Annotated in this window: 17 protein-coding genes and 1 tRNA gene; 7 read left to right on the top strand and 11 right to left on the bottom strand. The window is 58.8% G+C overall.

Features of this window, described 5'->3' with window-relative positions; all coding sequences use genetic code 11:
* The first annotated feature begins 24 nt into the window (after positions 1-24).
* The 6 genes from Enr13x_RS12850 to Enr13x_RS12825 are packed head-to-tail and all read left to right on the top strand — an operon-like array spanning position 25 to position 5,120.
* On the top strand, positions 25-1,779 hold the full coding sequence (locus Enr13x_RS12850) for a GspE/PulE family protein (RefSeq protein WP_145386566.1): 1,755 nt from the start codon (positions 25-27) through the stop codon (positions 1,777-1,779).
* A 14-nt stretch (positions 1,780-1,793) separates the two neighbouring features.
* The gene (locus Enr13x_RS12845; RefSeq protein ID WP_095742410.1) at positions 1,794-2,888 is read left to right on the top strand and encodes a type II secretion system F family protein; all 1,095 of its coding nucleotides are present in this window, start codon (positions 1,794-1,796) and stop codon (positions 2,886-2,888) included.
* Positions 2,885-3,364 (top strand): type IV pilin protein, encoded by a 480-nt coding sequence (locus tag Enr13x_RS12840; protein WP_145386564.1) that lies wholly within the window; start codon positions 2,885-2,887, stop codon positions 3,362-3,364. Before Enr13x_RS12845 ends, Enr13x_RS12840 begins: the two co-directional genes overlap by 4 nt.
* 11 nt (positions 3,365-3,375) lie before the next feature.
* Complete coding sequence (locus tag Enr13x_RS12835) at positions 3,376-4,203, top strand: carbohydrate-binding protein (RefSeq protein WP_145386563.1); 828 nt, start codon at positions 3,376-3,378, stop codon at positions 4,201-4,203.
* The gene (locus Enr13x_RS12830) at positions 4,203-4,742 is read left to right on the top strand and encodes a hypothetical protein (RefSeq protein ID WP_145386561.1); all 540 of its coding nucleotides are present in this window, start codon (positions 4,203-4,205) and stop codon (positions 4,740-4,742) included. Before Enr13x_RS12835 ends, Enr13x_RS12830 begins: the two co-directional genes overlap by 1 nt.
* A gap of 3 nt (positions 4,743-4,745) precedes the next feature.
* Positions 4,746-5,120 carry a hypothetical protein gene (locus Enr13x_RS12825; protein ID WP_145386559.1) on the top strand — a complete coding sequence of 125 codons (375 nt, stop codon included), beginning with the start codon at positions 4,746-4,748 and terminating at the stop codon, positions 5,118-5,120.
* Positions 5,121-5,264: 144 nt separating this feature from the next.
* On the opposite strand, the gene Enr13x_RS12820 is transcribed toward Enr13x_RS12825, so the two are convergent.
* The 7 genes from Enr13x_RS12820 to pyrF all read right to left on the bottom strand — a co-directional run bounded on the left by Enr13x_RS12820 (position 5,265) and on the right by pyrF (position 12,654).
* Positions 5,265-6,197 carry a CDP-alcohol phosphatidyltransferase family protein gene (locus Enr13x_RS12820; RefSeq protein WP_231744254.1) on the bottom strand — a complete coding sequence of 311 codons (933 nt, stop codon included), beginning with the start codon at positions 6,195-6,197 and terminating at the stop codon, positions 5,265-5,267.
* Positions 6,198-6,547: 350 nt separating this feature from the next.
* Complete coding sequence (locus Enr13x_RS12815; RefSeq protein WP_197455996.1) at positions 6,548-7,576, bottom strand: DUF4272 domain-containing protein; 1,029 nt, start codon at positions 7,574-7,576, stop codon at positions 6,548-6,550.
* Position 7,577: 1 nt separating this feature from the next.
* The gene (pheT, locus tag Enr13x_RS12810; RefSeq protein ID WP_231744253.1) at positions 7,578-9,650 is read right to left on the bottom strand and encodes a phenylalanine--tRNA ligase subunit beta; all 2,073 of its coding nucleotides are present in this window, start codon (positions 9,648-9,650) and stop codon (positions 7,578-7,580) included.
* Between the two features lie 58 nt (positions 9,651-9,708).
* A complete protein-coding gene (gene pheS / locus Enr13x_RS12805; RefSeq protein WP_145386553.1) occupies positions 9,709-10,740 on the bottom strand; it encodes a phenylalanine--tRNA ligase subunit alpha in 1,032 nt (343 codons plus the stop codon).
* Between the two features lie 211 nt (positions 10,741-10,951).
* Positions 10,952-11,308 carry a 50S ribosomal protein L20 gene (rplT, locus tag Enr13x_RS12800; RefSeq protein ID WP_145209939.1) on the bottom strand — a complete coding sequence of 119 codons (357 nt, stop codon included), beginning with the start codon at positions 11,306-11,308 and terminating at the stop codon, positions 10,952-10,954.
* A 92-nt stretch (positions 11,309-11,400) separates the two neighbouring features.
* Positions 11,401-11,607, bottom strand: a complete 207-nt coding sequence (rpmI, locus tag Enr13x_RS12795; protein ID WP_095742399.1) for a 50S ribosomal protein L35 — start codon at positions 11,605-11,607, stop codon at positions 11,401-11,403.
* A 147-nt stretch (positions 11,608-11,754) separates the two neighbouring features.
* On the bottom strand, positions 11,755-12,654 hold the full coding sequence (gene pyrF, locus Enr13x_RS12790) for an orotidine-5'-phosphate decarboxylase (RefSeq protein ID WP_145386551.1): 900 nt from the start codon (positions 12,652-12,654) through the stop codon (positions 11,755-11,757).
* A gap of 174 nt (positions 12,655-12,828) precedes the next feature.
* Between pyrF and Enr13x_RS12785 the strand changes: the two genes are divergently transcribed.
* Positions 12,829-12,903: transfer RNA gene (locus Enr13x_RS12785), tRNA-Pro, on the top strand.
* 561 nt (positions 12,904-13,464) lie between these two features.
* Here the strand turns inward: Enr13x_RS12785 and Enr13x_RS12780 are convergent.
* From Enr13x_RS12780 to Enr13x_RS12765, 4 genes are all read right to left on the bottom strand, one after another.
* The gene (locus Enr13x_RS12780; protein WP_145386549.1) at positions 13,465-14,442 is read right to left on the bottom strand and encodes an ABC transporter permease; all 978 of its coding nucleotides are present in this window, start codon (positions 14,440-14,442) and stop codon (positions 13,465-13,467) included.
* A 27-nt stretch (positions 14,443-14,469) separates the two neighbouring features.
* A complete protein-coding gene (locus Enr13x_RS12775) occupies positions 14,470-16,041 on the bottom strand; it encodes a sugar ABC transporter ATP-binding protein (RefSeq protein WP_145386547.1) in 1,572 nt (523 codons plus the stop codon).
* The gene (locus Enr13x_RS12770; protein ID WP_197455995.1) at positions 16,038-16,613 is read right to left on the bottom strand and encodes a DUF2291 family protein; all 576 of its coding nucleotides are present in this window, start codon (positions 16,611-16,613) and stop codon (positions 16,038-16,040) included. The genes Enr13x_RS12775 and Enr13x_RS12770 overlap by 4 nt, the downstream gene beginning before the upstream one ends.
* A 131-nt stretch (positions 16,614-16,744) precedes the next feature.
* Positions 16,745-17,734 (bottom strand): D-ribose ABC transporter substrate-binding protein, encoded by a 990-nt coding sequence (locus tag Enr13x_RS12765; protein ID WP_145386543.1) that lies wholly within the window; start codon positions 17,732-17,734, stop codon positions 16,745-16,747.
* Between the last annotated feature and the right edge of the window lie 94 nt (positions 17,735-17,828).

Genomic DNA, 17,828 nt, shown 5'->3' with positions numbered 1-17,828 from the left:
GCCTACCGCACGTGGCACCCAACCATGACCAACGCCCTCTCCGCTCTGACAGCACAAAACCACCCGCTGATCATTCGGCTGCTCGATTCGATCGATCACCTCGATCCGGAGAAGCTCGAAGCACTCTGGCAATCGGTCGGCAAGGATGACGTGACGATCGAAGAGTCGATCATTCGGTGCGGGGTCGCGACGGAATCCCAGATCGCGAAGTCCTACGCGGAACATTACCTGGTGCCGCTGTTCGATCCACCGGCCGACGCGCCGCCGCCGATCGACACCTCCGTCGCGTCCGTGCTGCCCAACCGGCTCTGCCGCGACCACCTGATCGCACCGCTCAGCGATGACGGCGGCGTGCTGGAAGTGGCCGTTTTCTCACCCGATTCGTTGTTGCTGGCCGACGAAATCAAACTCCTGACCGGCCGTCAAATGCGTCCGATGTTCGCACCGCTTTCGGTGATCGAACGGCTGCTGACGATGCTCTACGAAGAGGGGGGCTGGAACACCGCGATCCCCGTTTCCACCGCGACCAGTTTCCAGGAAGTCGATGACGGCGAAGACCTGGACCAGGAGGAAGCCGCCGAAGCGACCGAGGTGATTCACCTGGATCAAGCGCCCCCGCCGGGACGAGACGGTCGCATCATTCGCTACGTCAACAGCATCTTTGAACAGGCCCTGACCACGGGCGCCAGCGATATTCATATCGAGCCCTACGAAGACGATTGTCGTGTCCGATTGCGGGTCGATGGCGTCCTGTCAGAAGTCCAACCGCCACCGATGCCGCTGCTCAACTCGGTCATCAGCCGGCTCAAGGTGCTCAGCAAGATGGACATCGCCGAACGACGACTGCCCCAAGACGGGGCGATCGCCCTGCGAACCGGCGAGCACCGCGTGGACATGCGGGTCAACACCTGCCCGACCGTGTTCGGCGAAAAAATCGTGATGCGTGTGCTCGACAAAAACGCGCTCCCGCACGATCTGTCGATGCTGGGCATGGACTCGCGACAATTCAAAGATCTGACCGAATCGATCCGCAGCCCTCACGGTTTGATGCTCGTCACCGGACCGACCGGTAGCGGCAAGAGCACCACGCTGTACTCCTGCCTGAACGCACTGAACGACGAAAAAACGAACCTATGCACGGTCGAAGACCCGGTGGAATTCAAGTTCGGCGGCATCAACCAGGTCCAAACGCGTGCCAAAGTCGGACTGACGTTCGCCAGCGCCCTGCGAGCATTCTTGCGACAAGACCCCGACGTGATCATGGTCGGTGAGGTTCGCGACGACGAGACGGCGGAGATCTGTATGCGCGCCGCGTTGACCGGACACTTCGTGTTCTCCACCCTGCACACCAACGACGCGCTCAGCAGCATCACGCGTCTGCAGGACATGAGCATTGAACCGTTCTTATTGGCCAGCACGCTCCGCTTGCTGGTCGCCCAGCGGTTGGTGCGACGGCTGTGCGATGAATGCAAGGTGCCTTATCAACTGGACCCTGAATCGAGCGAGCGGTACGACATCCCGCGTGAGATCCCGGTGTTCCGCGCCGGCGGATGCGATCGCTGTCGCAACATCGGATACAAGGGCCGGCTGGCCGTGTTTGAGGTGATTCGCATCAACCAACAACTCAAGGACATGATCCAAGCCGGCGAATCGGTCGGGGCCATGAAACGCGCCGCGGTCGAAGATGGAATGAAACTGCTTTCGCAAAGTGCCGCGGCAAAGGTCGCCGAAGGCCTGACCAGTTTGGAAGAAGCCGTCAGCCTGTGTAACGATCACTAACCCCAGGACTTTCCATGTCTCTCGACGCCTGGTTCTTGTCTCGCGCACGTGTCTCTGCGAAACAGCATGGACGCGCCAGCCTGGATGACAAGATGACGTTCTTCCAGCAACTCGGATCGCTGCTCGCCTCCGGGACGCCGCTGCTGCGCGCCTTGCACGTTTCTGCCGAACAAAATCAAAGCAAAACGCTGCAAGCGGTGATGGAGGAGGTCGCCGAACGGGTCGCGTCGGGGATGCCGCTGCACACGGCGATCGAAGCGACCACCGACATGTTTCCGATGCACTGGGTCGCGATGATTGCGACCGGTGAAGCGACGGGCAAACTCGATGAGGTCCTGGTCGATTTGAATCGTCAAATCCGTGAAGCCGCCGACACGCGGAGCAAGTTCATCGGTTCGATGATCTATCCCTGCGTGTTGATCTTTGTCGCCGTCCTGGTCGTGTTTGCGATGCTCTGGTTCGTCGTCCCGACCTTCGGTGACATGTTCAAAGAGATGGGCGCGGAATTGCCCGGCATCACGGTCTTCGTGTTGGACATCAGCGATCAAGTCGCCGCGTACGGCCTGTACATCGTCGCAGGCTTCTGTGTCGGCGGGTACTTTTTCAAACGCTGGCTGAACACCGATGCCGGCCGCCGTCGATCGATCAGTGTCATGGTTGCGATCCCCGTCGTCGGCGATCTGGTCATCCAATCGTCGATGTACCGGTTCGCTTCCAACCTGGCACTGTTGCTCAAAAGTGGCGTCCCGATGCTGGAAACCATGCAAACCGTCGCCGACGTGTTTGCCGCCCAACCGCCGTACCGCGAAGCCATCGAGTACGCCAAAAACCGCATGGCAGCCGGCCGAAGCCTGGCCGACGGGCTGGAGGAATCGGGGCTGTTCACTTCGATGATGGTCAATGCGGTCCGCGTCGGCGAAGAGTCGGCACAATTGGGCCGAGTGATGGAAGAGATCGCGCCGTACTATCGCGAAAAAACCCAAGCGTTCATGTCGCGGGTCACCAAGCTGGCCGAACCGGCGATCATCATGGTGATGGGCGCCGTGATCAGTGTGGTGATGCTGGCGATTTACATCCCGATGTTCGAAATGGCGGGGAACGTCAAATGACCCGCGATCGGAAACACCCACGCCAGGCGTTCTCGCTGATCGAAGTGATCGTCACGATGACGATCCTGGCCGTCTTGCTGACCTTCGCCGCCCCCAGCGTCGTCCAAACGATGGAACAGTCGCATGCCGATCTGGCCGGGGCGAGCCTGCGTTCGATCGCCTCGGCACAGCGGTTCTATTGGTTGGAAAACCGCACCTACGCCACCACGCTGCAGGAGTTGATTGACGACGAACTGGTCGACAACGAATTGCTCAATGCATCGCCACGCTACCAGTTTTCCATCACCGCCGCCGATGCCGCCGGATTCACCGCGCAAGCCCGGCGACGCACGTTCAACGGCGCCGGCAACCCGGTGTTCAACGGAGCCTGGAGCGGTGATTTTCAGATCGACGAAACGGGTGAGATCACCGGAGACGTCGAGGGCCGGTTCAACCCCGTCCTGGGCGAAAGCCCTACCATTTCACCCGGGTTCTGAGGTCGCCGGCGATGACTCCTTTCCGACGCCCCCGAACCGGCCGACGCGGATCAACCTACTTGGAAGTCCAGGTGGCGATGGTGCTGTTGTCGATCGGCATCAGCGGCCTGTACAGCCTGTCGGTGATCCAATCACGCCAAACGGCACGGCTGGGACAAATGCTGCCCGCTGACGAGATCGCTTCGATCAATCCCGTCACCGGCAGCAGCCCATCGGAAACCGCATGGATGAAGAAATTTGGCGTCTACGCCGACATCGCCTCGAATGCCGTCGCGGCCCCCGTTCCCAACTACCCGCTCAATGAAGGCTTTCTGGAAATCCGCGACAACGAGGACAGCAGTGGGTTCTACACCTACAGGGGCTACGGAGGAGACGATTGGGAAGAATACGGCGGACACCCGGGCGATCATCAGTCGACCGTGCATGAGATCCAAACCCCAACCTCCGTCGGGTCGTACGCTCTGTTCTCCTTTTACGGCGTTCCGCCCGGCGACTACGAACTGTTCACCTTCGTGCCGGAAAAGAAGAAAAATTACCCGGGGCAGTTCGGATCCGCCGTCCCGCACTACATCTACAACGCCGGCTGGGCGGCGACCGTTCACGTCGACCAACGCTCCATCGACCATGACCTCGATCACTCCGGTAAATGGTGGGAAAGCTTAGGGGTTTACACGTTCAGCAATAGCACCGTCCATGTGCTGCTGTACGGCTGGCCGCGTTCGGGTGATTGGCTGATCGCCGATGCCGTGATGCTGCGGTGTCGCCGGTCGGTCGAAATGGTCACCCCCGTCTCGACGACGACCGGTGGCGGCGCCACGGTCACGGTGGAGCTGGATTGATGGCAAGCAACTCTCCATCCCGCATCCAACAACGACGCAAAGGCATGAGCTTGTTGGAAGTCACGATCGGGTCCGTCATGGCCGCGATGATCGCCATGGTGGCGGCCGGAGTGACGGTCGACATGACGCGCAACATGGTCGACAACATCGCCCGGACCAGGATCGCCGGCGAAGCTAGGTTGGCGATCGAAGCGTTTCGACGTGATTTCGGCGGCAATGATCCGGACAGCCCAACCGGTGACCGAAACCGCTGGCGGCTGGTCGACAGCATGGTCCCCACCGCCGACGAACTGCGGCTCTGTTTCGATTCGGATCTGGACGGATCGGCCGATTGGATTTCGCCCGATCGCGTCATCATCTACTTCGAAACCGACGGACAACTGATTCGTTCGGATCTGGAAAATGGACGAACCAACGTCGTGGCACAGCTGGTCGACTCGGTGAATTTCGAAGTGATCGGCAATGAACTGCGCCTCACACTCCAGTTCCAACTGGGCGCGATCACCGAAACCTATGTCTTCAACACACCCAACATCTGATCCATGACGCATCGACGCCCTCCCAGCCGAAGACGCGGATACGCCATGTTGGTGGTGATGCTACTGATCCTGACGACGACCGCCATGGCCGCCGTGCATGCGCGACAACTCGCTTCGTCGCTGAGAATCGAACAGGCCAGACAACGCAGCGAAGCCCGGACACGCGGACCGACGACCGCACTGGCGATCGCATGCCAACGGATCGAAACGGGAAACCCGACCGATTCCAGCGTCTCGTATCAATACGCTCACCACGATGGCTTCCAGACGGTGCTCTACCGAATCACCTACCAAGCCGTCGGATCGGATAAATGGAACGTCACCGCCGAGCCCGATTCGGCGGCGGGCACACTGCCATCCTTGCCGGCTTCCTTCTAGCTAACGCTGTAAAGCATTTTTCCCCTTTGTTTCTTAAGGTTTTAGCGGCAGGGCGCGAGCCCTCCGGTTCTTCCTCTTTGCCAAACCACCGGAATGCTAGCGCCCTGCCGCTAAAACCTGCTCCACAGCGTGGAGCGAAAAAGGCTACTCCTTCACGCCGTTCTGGCCCCGCCAAGAACGCATCAACGATCGCAACGGTGCGGCAAACGCGAAATAACAAAATGCGATCGGCAGTGCCAACCAGTGCAACAGAAAGACGCCGCCGACGGCAAACATCGCCTGTCCGATCTGGTGCGTCGTGCGACGGCCCTTGACCCACTGGGCAACCAGGTGCGGGTACTGGAATCGAGACACCATCAGGTACGCCAACACCCCCGCCAGCGCCGGGATGAAGTAGTGCGAAGCGACCAGCGCAGCGTTGGCGACGGCCTGGATGGATTCGTGGTAGATCTTGTTGCTCGCCAAGTCTTTCAAATCCGGCATCGCGATCGCAAACGCGGCCAACGTCCCCGCAGCCGCCGGACTGGGCAGCCCTTCAAACGTTTCATGCGAATCGTCTTCGCCCGTTTCCACGTTGAAACGGGCCAGACGAATCAATACGCACAAGGTGAACAGCACCCCGGCGGCCCAGAGAAACCGCTGAGGCAACGCATCGGTGATCCGCCAGATGATCACCGCCGGAGCAGTCCCGAACGTGACCGCGTCGCACAAACTGTCCAGTTGAGCACCGAACTCGGTCTCCTGACCGGTCATCCGCGCCGCCGACCCGTCGAGTGCGTCGAACAACATCCCGCCAAAAATCAGCATCCCCGACGTGAACAGTTTCTGTTCCAGCGGCCAGTCCAACTCCACGCCGCTGATCGCGACGGCAATCGCCCCCAAACCGCAAACGCCGTTGCCCAACGTCAGCATCGTGGGAAGCACCGCCAACATCACCTTGCGGCGACGTTTTCGCTTTTGACGCCGAAAGTCTTTTCGCGACAACGGCTTGCCCGATTCCGGATCCCCTTCCGCATCGATCGCGGCCAAATCGTCGAATTCATCCGGCGCGTAAAGTTCGCGTTTTAATTCGCTCATGGACATCAAAAGGGGTTGCTGAAATCGCCGTGCCGCCGGAGTACACCAAAAGTCAAACGCTTATTGTATGGCAAGGTGCCGAGTCAAAGGAGAGCCCGAGCTTTCCGCGACACCCCGCCAAAAACCCAAATCTGCTGACTCAAACGTTTTCGATGAATTGAGTTTCAATTTATGTCACCCTCCCGTGTGGAGGTCGTGCAGTTTTAACGTCACCCTCCCTGGCAGGGAGGGTCGAGCGCAGCGAGGGGAGGGTCGATTGGTTGTGACGGAGTGACTTCGAGCCACAACGAACCCTCCCCGGCCGCTCGCACCTCGCGTCCGACCCTCCCTTCAAATCTCGAATCTTGGCTCTAACTCGGAATATCGACCTCATCCCATTCCGCGTTCTCAAAAAACGTCAACCAATTGAAGGCCTGTTGCCGCTCGGCGATCACCCCGCCCTCGACACCCGCGGGCGGTTCAGTTTGTCGCGTTGCCGCGTCTCGGGCTGCCCACAGCAAGCGAAAGTTGAGATCCAAGGCATCCAGAATTTCGCCGGTCGGCCGCAGCGTTGCCGATTCGATCATTTGACGCGCCGGCATCGCGATCATCTGTCGCGCGACTTCGGGGACATCACAAATCGCATCGGGAAACGGAAGCATCGATTGCATGCCCAGCGACCACTGCAACGCCGCCAACGCTTCATACCGCCAACCGGCCGCGGAAACGTCGGATTGCGGCGGCGAGGGGTTTTCCAAGAACGCGGTTTCCCAAGGCGACAACGCTTGGAACGCCAATGGTGACTTCTCTCGCAACGCCTCGATCGGGATCGGTTTTCCGCTGGACAGTGATTCGGCCCGGACCGCGACGACGAACAGCGCCAACATCCGCCAGACCACTTCGTCGGCCGAACGCAACGTGACTTCGTACTCGCTGACCACCGGCGGCAACGCCTCGGGCGTGTCGATCAATCGGTTTCTCAACTCGATCTCCGATTGGGCTTTGCGTTGCCGTGCATCGGGCAGAAACGGCAACTGGGCGTTCGGGTCGGGCAGTTCCGCCGACGGGTCGTGCAACACCGCGCCGTTGGGGTCGCGAATCGTCCGATCGGGCAAAAACAGAATCGCGTTGGACTGCCAGGCCCACGGCGCGATCGCTTCGACATGTTCGCCGTCCACCTTGAACGCCACCAGCATGTTCGTCCGCTGCAGGTGTCGGCACACCGCGTAGATCGTCTGGCTGATTTGCCCGTCACCGGATTCGAACAAGTCTTGGACCAGCTTCATCAGGTGTTCGACGAATCCCGGCGTCGATTCGTTGCGGACGAAGACCGGCTCGTGGGGAAACTCCGGCTCCGGCGGATCGCGGTGCGTGCAATACGCAAAGATTTCTATGGGCATCTCAACCCAACAACTCTGCGTCAAGCTTCTTCTTGCAGGCACCGATGACGCTTTGAACCAACGCGTCGGCGTCATCACCGCTCAACGTCGTCTCGTCACTTTGCAATTGCACCGACAACAACACTCGCTTGCGGTCTTTGCCGTCCTTTTCCGGATCGCGATAGGTCTCCCGGTAGGTGACCGATTTCAGCTGCCGGCCGACGGCCGAACAGACCACGTTCTCCAGTTCGTTCCAACGCACCGATTCGGACATCACAAAGTTCAAATCGCGTTCCACCGAAGGAAACATGCTGACGATCTGTTGCTGGGGGACCAATTCGGCGTCCGCCAGCAACGCGGGGATCGACAGTTCGGCGACGATCACGGTGCCGGGCAATTTCCATTGCTTCAGCGTCTTGGGAGCGACGACACCGAGATACCCCAGCGGCGAATCGCCGAGCGACAGCTGGACCAACTGCCCGGCTACAAAGCCGGGTGAATCGACCGGCTTGACCACCAGGGCTTGTCGCGCGCCCAGCCGTTCACACAACGACTCGATGATTCCTTTGGCCGCAAAGAAGTCGCCGCCACACACCAGCGCGACCGCATACAGTTCTTCCGGCAAGTCGTCTTCGGTTTTTCCGGGCAGATACAGGTGCGCGATTTCGAACAAGTCCGCTTCGATCGATGCCGACGCCCAGTTGTTGGCGCGTGCTTCGATCAGACTCGGCAACAGGGTCCGGCGGAGTCGCTTGGCACCTTTCAACATCGCCGTTTGGGTGCTCAATGCCGGTCGCTCGGTCCACGGCGAAAGCGTCTGGTCCAGCTTCGATGTCACCACACTGGGCGTCATCGCCTCGCTCAACCCCGCAGCGGTCAACACGCCGCGGATCTTTTCCGTGGCCGAATCAAAGGTCCGTTTGCTGCTCGGAGCGACCGGGATCGGGCTGTCTTCGGGGATCTTGTCATAACCGTGAATCCGCGCCACCTCTTCGATCAAGTCGGCCTCGCGGGTCAGATCATGACGCCAGGACGGCGCGCTGAACGCTCCGGAACCGGTCGCGATTTTGGCATCGCTCTGACAACCGAGTGCCGTCAGAATGCGCTCGACTTCGTCGCTGTCGATGGTGATTCCAAGGATGCGTTCCAGTTGCGCCAGACGCAACACGATCGGCGGCCGCGTTTCGATTTCCGGTGCGGTGTCGATGATCCCCTCGGCGACGGTGCCGCCGGCGGATTCGACGATCAACTGGCAGACGCGACGACTGGCCCATTCCACGCCGACCGGGTCGACGCGACGTTCGAATCGAAACGAGGAAGGGCTGTGCAGTTTCAGTTTCCGCGCCGTCCGTCGGACCGACAGCGGTGTGAAGATCGCCGATTCGATCACCACATCCGTCGTCGACTCGGTCACTTCCGAATCGGCGCCCCCCATCACCCCGGCCACCGCGGACGCCGCTTTCGCATCGGCGATCACGCACATCGAAGGGTCGAGTTCGTATTGACGATGATCGATCGCCGTGATGATCTCTTTCGCCCCCGCGGGCCGCACGACAATTTTCTTGTCCGCGATGTTGGCGTAGTCAAACGCATGCAGCGGCTGACCACATTCCATCAACACGTAATTGGTCGCGTCGACGACGTTGTTGACCGTACCGATCCCGACGCTGGCCAGCGCGGCCTGCATCCAATCCGGACTGGGACCGACCTTGACGCCCTGGATCACTCGCGCGGTGTAACGTGGACAGGCCTCGGTGAATTCATTCTCGACACTCAACAGCGACCTGACATCCGTCTTGGACGTCTCCAGGGCTGGCGCGGGAACACGCAATTTGGTGTCGTACAGCACGGCGATTTCACGTGCGACGCCCAGGTGCCCCAAACAATCACCGCGGTTGCTGGTGACTTCCAAGTCGATGCAAACATCATCGGCCGACAGCGCCGGATTCTCCGATGGCGTTTCGGTCCCCTCGTGATTCAATCCGCTCAGACTGAGCCGCGTCTCCAATTCTTCGCGATCGGTCGGCAGATCGACGTAGCGGGAGAGCCATTTCCAGGAAACAAGCATGGTCTGGTTGGGGGTTCCAGGTTTCATGTTCCAAGTTTGTCAGGAATCGCAACTTGGAACCTGAAACTTGGAACTCGGAACTGATTTAAAACTGTGACAGAAATCGCATGTCGCCGCTGTACAGATCACGGATGTCCTTGATCCCGTGACGACGCATGCATAACCGTTCGACGCCCAGGCCGAACGCAAATCCCGAGACCTTTTCGGGATCGTATCCGACGGCCCGAAAGACGTTGGGATCGACCATCCCGGCGCCACCGAATTCGATCCAGTTGCCGTCCCACAAAAAGTCGACTTCGACGCTGGGCTCGGTGAACGGAAAGAACGACGGCCGAAACCGAATTTCGACGTCGCCGCCAAGGTAGTTGGTCGCAAAGACTCGCAACACGGTTTTCAAGTTGGCCATCGTCACGTGCGTGTCGACCAGCAACCCTTCCATCTGATGGAACATCGGAAAGTGTGTCGCATCGGGATCGTCGGGACGATAGACACGGCCCAGCGAGATCACGCGAATCGGCGGCTTGCGGTTGGCCATCACGCGAATCTGCACCGTGCTGGTTTGGCTCCGCAGCAACCGTGTGCCTTCGACGTTTTGTTTTTCCGTTCCCGTGGCCGCGGTCGCCAGATAAAAATTATCCAGCGGATCACGTGCCGGATGGTCTTCGGGGATGTTCAGCGCGACGAAGTTATGGTGCGGGTCTTCGACCTCGGGACCTTCGGCGGCTTCAAATCCCATCCGTCCCATGATCTCAGTCAGGTGGGTGATCGTTTGCGTGATCGGGTGGACGTGGCCGATCGCCGGCCGCACGCCGGGCAACGTGGGATCGAACGTCGGGTCGGCCCCGCTGTCACCGCCTCCGGAGAGTCGCGACTGGGCGTCGGCGACCGCTTTTTCGATCGCTTGCTTGACTTCGTTCAGCCGCATCCCGGCCGACTTGCGATCGCCGGCCGCGACGCCGCCCATTTGCTTTTGAATGTCTTTCAGTGCGCCTTTCTTTTGGCCCACGTACTTGACCCGCGCAGCCTCAAACGCCTCCGCATCGGAGGCTGCATCAAGAGTTGCGATCGCCTCGGTTTGCAACGAATCGAGGGCGGAGAGAAAATTTTGCAGAGACATAGCTTGGGTGCCGCAGAACATGGGTCAGGCACCAAAAATGCGAAGCACTCTCAGCAACCGTTGGTGTTTAGCCTTTAGGCGATTCCCGGTCGCTGCGACGCAGCGACAGCGGGCGGCTAAAGCCTGCACACCAACACGCGTGCCTGTGCCCTTCGTACCTGACCCCTTTTCCGCTCGACAAACGTAACCGTAATTTCGAACTGGAGGGAGCCTACGCTGCCAACGCTTCTTTGACCTTGTCGACGACGGCCTTGAAACCGGCTTCGTCGTGAATGGCCATTTCCGACAACGTCTTGCGGTCCAATTCGATCCCGGCTTTCTTCAGCCCGTGGATGAACTCGCTGTAACGAAGCCCGTGCAAGCGGGTCGCGGCGTTCAGACGGGTGATCCACAGTCGGCGAAAATCGCGTTTTCGCACGCGGCGATCGCGAAAGGCGTACGCGCCACTGCGGAGCAGGGTTTCTTTGACCGAGCGGGTCAGCGTTCCGCGTCCACCGACATAGCCTTTGGCGCGTTTGAACAGACGTTTTTTCGATTGCCGACGGGCGGCACCTTTGGTCGCACGCATGGGTGCATTCCTTTCAGATTGTTTTGAATCAGGCCCCGACGTCAAAAAGTTGCGTCGATGTTTCGCCTATCCAAATGGGTGAAATTCGATCGTTAGTTGCTGTAGCCGTTGAGCGAAGCCTGGATGGATTTTTCCATGCAGGTGTCCACTGCGGTCGTGCCGCGGAGGTTTCGCCGACGTTTCTTGGTCAAGCCGTTTGCCAAGTGGCTGGTACCACTTTGGCGGTGCATCGCCTTGCCCGTCGCGGACAAGCGAAAGCGCTTTTTGATACCCTTATGGGTCTTCATCTTGTTGCCCATGATTCCATCATTTGCTGGGGGTCATTTTGTTTTCACGCCACTGTTGCTCACGCTGTCAGTCGACGAAGAACCGCGAAAGGTAGCAACTGAGGCTCGGGTTCGGAAGAGGGTTCGAACCGCGAAAACACCAAATTCACCTGGATTTGACTACTTCACCAGATCCAATTGGGCGTTCATCTGCTCCGTCGCCGCCCGGACGGCGTCGTGCCAGCGTGCGTCCCCGAACTTATCGGCATATTCGGGCCGGGCATGAGCGAAAATGATATGCCGCGAGCTGTTGACGACTGCCCCCATCCCCCCCTCGTGAAACCCGACCTTCACATCCTCGGCTGCACCGCCCTGGGCACCGAAGCCCGGGATCAGGATCCAACTGTGCGGCATCGCCGCCCGCATTTCCGCCAATTCCTGCGGATACGTCGCTCCGACCACCGCCCCCAACGGCCCATAACCCTCCGCGTTTTGACGCGACGAATTCAGCTCCGTCAACAATTCCGCCACGCACTGAAAGACCGTCTGCCCGTCCGTTTGGCGGTTTTGCAGCAACCCGCCGCCGGGGTTGGAGGTTTTCACAAGGACAAAGATCCCGGCGTCCCGCTGATCACAAACGTCGACGAACGGCTCAATGCTATCGCGCCCCAGATAGGGGCTGACCGTTAACGAATCGCTGCCCCAGGGACTCTCGGCCCCCAAGTAGGCGTCGGCGTAGGCGGTCGCGGTGCTGCCAATATCGTTGCGTTTGCCGTCCAAAATCACCAGCAAATTTTTCGAGCGGGCGTAGGCGACGACTTCCCCCAGCGAGATCATCCCGGCCGGTCCGAGCTGCTCGAAAAAGGCGGCTTGAGGCTTCACACAGGGCACCAGATCGCCGACGACATCGATGATTTCGCAGCAGAACTGGGTGTAAGCCGCCGCCCATTCCTCCGGCCGATCCTGGCTGACCGCATCGCGAAGCGGGGCCGGGAGCGAGGCTTTGCGGGGATCCAGTCCGACGCAGGTGACGCTGCGCGTCCGCCGAACCGCATCGGCCAATCGAGTCGCAAAAGACATGGTGCTGGGTACTCCGTAAGAAAGTGCGGGGGTCGCCCAAGAGTGTGCCCCAAACTCGGCCGAAGCGAAACCGTGGTCCGGCCGCCACGCACCTCCGCTCAAAAAAGTGAACCCGAACGGGTTCGTTGCGCTCTAGAAAACAAAAACAGTCTTCGCTACGCTATCGCACCGAAGCGGGATGTGGCTCAGCCTGGTTAGAGCGCTGCACTGGGGGTGCAGAGGTCGCAAGTTCGAATCTTGTCATCCCGACTACCCGAAAACCCCGTCAAGCCGAGTGTTTGACGGGGTTTTGTCGTTTCGGGGTCGGCGTCGTGCGATGGGGTCGGGTGTCAGCTTCGACGACACGTCGTCCAGCGGAGTTGAATCGGTGGACAGGCCTGTTTGGGGATGCTGAGATGGCAGAAAAATCAGGGGCAGAAAAATGGGCGGGGACGGTGGGGTGGAGTAGACAGACAGGGCGGTGGAGTAGACAGACAGGAAAATGGGTGACAAGAAAATAGGGCATGGGGAGATCTGGACGGCAGGAAGCTGAGCCGCGGCTGCCTGTGACTCAGACGCCCCATTTAAACCTGCTTCGGGCGCTCCATCTTCTTGTCAGCGATTTTCTTGTCGCTCCCTCCCGGGCTCTACGATTTTTCTGCCCACCATTTTTCAGTCACCCCAGTCACTCGCACTCCCAGACCGCCACCCACCGGCTGATTTGCCGGCGATCGCATCGGCATCGATGCCCGGCGGATCTGGTGGGTGGAACCATTTATCGATTTATCGGTTGCCGACCAAGGTGTCGCCTTTGCGACCGGGGAGATGGATTCAATCGTTGGATTCGCGCATGCGATCGATCGCGACTGCAGATAGAATCACACCGCCTTTGACGACTTGTTGCCAGAAGGGCGAAACATTCAACAGCACCAATCCGCTGTTGAGCACTCCGATGATCAGGCAACCGATGACGGTTCCGAGGATGGTTCCGCGACCGCCGGAAAGTGACGTTCCTCCAATGACGACTGCGGCAATGCTGTCCAATTCATATCCCGCTCCCGCGTTGGGTTGGGCGGAGTCCAGTCGCGAGGTCATGATCAGCCCAGCCACTGCGGATAAACCGCCCGCGATCGTGTAAACGATGACCTTGATGCGATTCACATTCAGCCCGGACAATCGGGCGGTCTGTTCGTTGCCTCCGACGGCATAAGTGTACCGCCCCACCCGAGTCTTCTTTGTGAGCAAGACAAACACAGCGACCAGACATCCGGCGATCCATACGGGCATCGGAATCCCCAGCACCGAACGCGTTCCAAGGATCGCGAATCCGTCGCCCAGGCCGGTAATCGGAAACCCCTTGGTCCAGAGCATCGTCATGCCGCGCGCGATACTGAGCATCCCAAGTGTCGCAACAAAGGGCGGGATCTTCAGCCGGGTGATCATCTGTCCGTTGAACCAGCCGAGAAACGAACCGGCCGTTAATCCGGCGACGATCGCTCCCCATGTCGTGAACTGCAGCTCGACTCCCAGCCAGGGCAGCGGAACTGCCGTCTTCATCAAACCCGCCGTGATCGCGCCCGAAAACGCGAGCACCGATCCCACAGAAAGATCGATCCCGCCGGACAGAATCACCATGGTCATGCCAATCGCCAGACAAACGTTGACAGAAATCTGCCGCATGATATTCAAACCGTTTGCGGAAGTCAGAAAGCGATCCGACAACAGACTCATCGCAACGATCATGAGGACCAGGACGAGTAGCGACTGAAAGCGGCCTAACTGCTTCCAGAATTGTGATGGGTCACGCATGTTCGATGATTGCCAAGTTGTTTGAATTCATTCGACGGGTTCGCTCTGGGCTGTTTCCGCAGCTGCAGTTGTTTGAGGCACTGCGGCGCGCATCAACACCTCTTCATTCGCCGCGGACCTCTCGAATTCGCCGGTCTTGCGGCCCTCGCTCATCACCATGATTCGATCGGCGATGCCCAGCAGTTCCGGCAGTTCAGACGAAACGACGACGATCGCTATCCCCTGTCGCTTGAGCCGGTCGATCAGTCCATAGATTTCTCGTTTTGCGCTCACGTCAATGCCACGCGTCGGCTCGTCCAGCATCAGAACACTTGGTTTTCTCGAAAGCACTTTCGACAGGACAACCTTTTGCTGATTGCCCCCGCTTAAGGCGCGCACGGGCTGCATCACGTTGGGTGTCCGAATCGAGAATTGCTCGACGAACGATTGGGCGTGGTCTCGTTCACGCCGTCCGCTTAGCAACCCTGCAGATTCCATCTCGGAGAGGTTTGACAGGCTGATGTTTTGTTCCACGCTCATCCCCAGGATGAGTCCCTGGTGTTTGCGGTCTTCGGGAACAAGCCCCAGGCCATGCTTCAATGCCTGTTGAGGCGATCGAAATCGGCAGCTGACGCCATCGATTGCAATGTCACCTGTCGTACGATTTGGATGAAGGCCAAAGATCGATTCGAGCAACTCCGTACGTCCAGCCCCCATCAATCCGAAGATGCCAAAGACTTCGCCGCCACGTACAGAAAACGAAACGCCGTCAATCAACGGACGGCTCGTGTCCTTGCGATCCAGGGTCAATGATTCCACGCGCAGCCGCTCAGGCCGGTTGGCCAATGCGGGCGAATGAACGTACAAATCATCGAGCTTCCGACCAACCATCAGCCGCACGATCGAATCCCGATCGGCGTCGGCGGCCTCCACTGTCTCCACCAGTTGGCCATCACGCAAGACGGTAATGCGGTCGCTGATGTTCAGCAGTTCTTCCAGTTTGTGGGACACGTAGACGATGGAGACGCCTGAATCCCGAAGCGAACGGATCAGACGGAATAACGACTCGACTTCTTGATCGCTGATCGCCGACGTCGGCTCGTCCATGAAAATCACGCGTGCCTTGGAATTGATCGCCTTGGCAATTTCAACGACCTGTTGCTGCCCGACTCGCAACGAATGAATCTCCGCGCGAGGATCGATCGTCTCATCCAGGTCGGCCAGCAATCGACGGCACTGCTCGTTTTGATCCCGCGAACGAATCAGACCGACACGGGAGACAAGTTCGCGACCGAGAAAAATGTTTTCCGCGACCGAGAGGTGCGGAACGAGGTTCAATTCCTGATGCACCAGCGCGATACCGTGATCCGATGCTTCACGCGGATTGGCGAATTCAACGGGCGCACCCTCCAGCTGGATCACACCTTCATCGGCGCGATTGGCTCCCGCCAGAATATGCATGAGCGTGGATTTCCCAGCGCCGTTTTCGCCGATCAAGCCGTGAACTTCTCCACGTCGCACTTCAAAGTTGACTTGGTCGAGCGCCAACACGCCGGGATATCGCTTGACGATTCCCCGGCCCGTCAGCACGACGTCGCTGTTTGCCGCGGCTTGGATCATGGCTTTGCTCCGGCCGTCTCCTTGTTCAAATCAGGGCCGCCGGCTTCACCGCCAAGAATATGAATTTGAATCGGAATCAGGCACAATGGATCAAGGTCTGACTTGCCACCAATCTTTGTACAGCCGACGAAATCGACGATCACGTCTTTTTTCAAAAACGCCCGTTTCTCAGTGATCACCTCTTTTTCGACTCGAAGATTGAGTTCCGTCGAGACCGCATTGAATGCTTGGGAGTTCGCGAAGTCACTGGCCTTTACACCGATCGCTTCCCGAACCGTGTTGTCGACGACGACGCCGAGATCGAGACAAACGCGTCGCGAACTCTCCGCGACCGCGAGAACAACACGGTCCTTCTCGACGACCTGGACGGTGCCCTGCCCACGGACACAAAAATACCACGCTCCACCAAGACCTGCCTGTTGGCCATATTGGCTTCTCGCAACCGTTGCGTCGGCATCGAAGGCATCCCAGAGTTGAGTGATGGTTGTGGCAGCGTCTGCGGTTCTTAGTGATCCGTCCCAAAGCTCGCGCACATAAGCGACTGGATCAGATGGACCCGTTTCATCTGCCATCGTGGCCGCATCGCTGTCTTCCGTCTTTCCTTGGCCCAACGTTTGGACATGAAAGAGTGGAAAGAGCCAGCAGACGAGGCAAACGACAATCAACGACAACCCGCATTTGATCATCCTCGTTCGCAACACGGCTACTCCTTTTTCCCGTAACCAATGAAGTCGTCGATGTTCTCTTGCGAAACCAGGTCAACGCCAACAGGAATTTTCTGCTCAAAATCGCGTTTGCCGTTGGCGAGGTACTCGTGAGCGTATTCGGCCGATGCTTTGGCCATGACCTTGGGGTACTGCATCACGGTCGCAGCAATCTTGCCTTCGCTGATCGACTTGATGACGTCTTCCGATCCGTCGTAGCCAAACACTTTGACCTGGTCGGCTTTGTCGGCTGCCAGCAATGCCTGATACGCGCCCATTGCCATCGCGTCATTCCCACAGAAGACGGCATTGAGATCGCCGTGTGACTGCAAAATGGACTCCATGACCTCCAGGGCTTTGTTGCGATCAAAGTCTGCACTTTGTTGGGCGACCATTTCCAACCCTTCATACCGATCGACGACACGATGGAACCCCTTGGAGCGGTTCCACGTGTTGTTGTCTCCGACCAGCCCCAGGAGTTCAACGTACTTCCCCTTTTCACCGACTTTCTCCACGAAGTACTTGCCAAGTTCGACGCATCCGGAATAGTTGTCGGACAACAATTGAGTCGTCGCGGCGTCGGTCGAGTTGATTTCGCGGTCGATACAAAAGACCGGAATCCCAGCTTCCGTTGCTCGTTTGACATTGGCAATCGAACCGTCCGCATCGGTTGGGTTGAAAAGGATGGCCGAGTAGCCGGCGGCAATGACGTTATCAAAATGCTCCGCCTCTTTGGCCGTGTCATTCTGCGAATCGAACATGTTGGCTTCATAGCCAAGTTCATCGGCTCGGTCGCGTGCCGTTTCTCCCAGGACGACGAACCACGGATTGTTCAACGTCGAAACGATCACGGCGATTTTCTTTGGCTCATCAGCCTCGGCCGACGACGACTCATTGCTGGCTGGTTGGCTGCTGCAACCGGCAGAGGTGAGAAGTAGCAGGCAGGCGAACGGAATAATCGTTGACTGAATGAGTGCGTTTCGTTTCATAGGATTCGCCTTGGTAAAGTGGGGCAAGCTACCAGCTTGCCGATCATAACACTAAATAAAACGCAAGCTGGAAGCTTACGCCACTTGAAATAGG

The sequence above is a fragment of the Stieleria neptunia genome (assembly GCF_007754155.1).
Taxonomy (GTDB): domain Bacteria; phylum Planctomycetota; class Planctomycetia; order Pirellulales; family Pirellulaceae; genus Stieleria; species Stieleria neptunia.
This window is presented reverse-complemented; position numbering and strand designations above follow the sequence as displayed.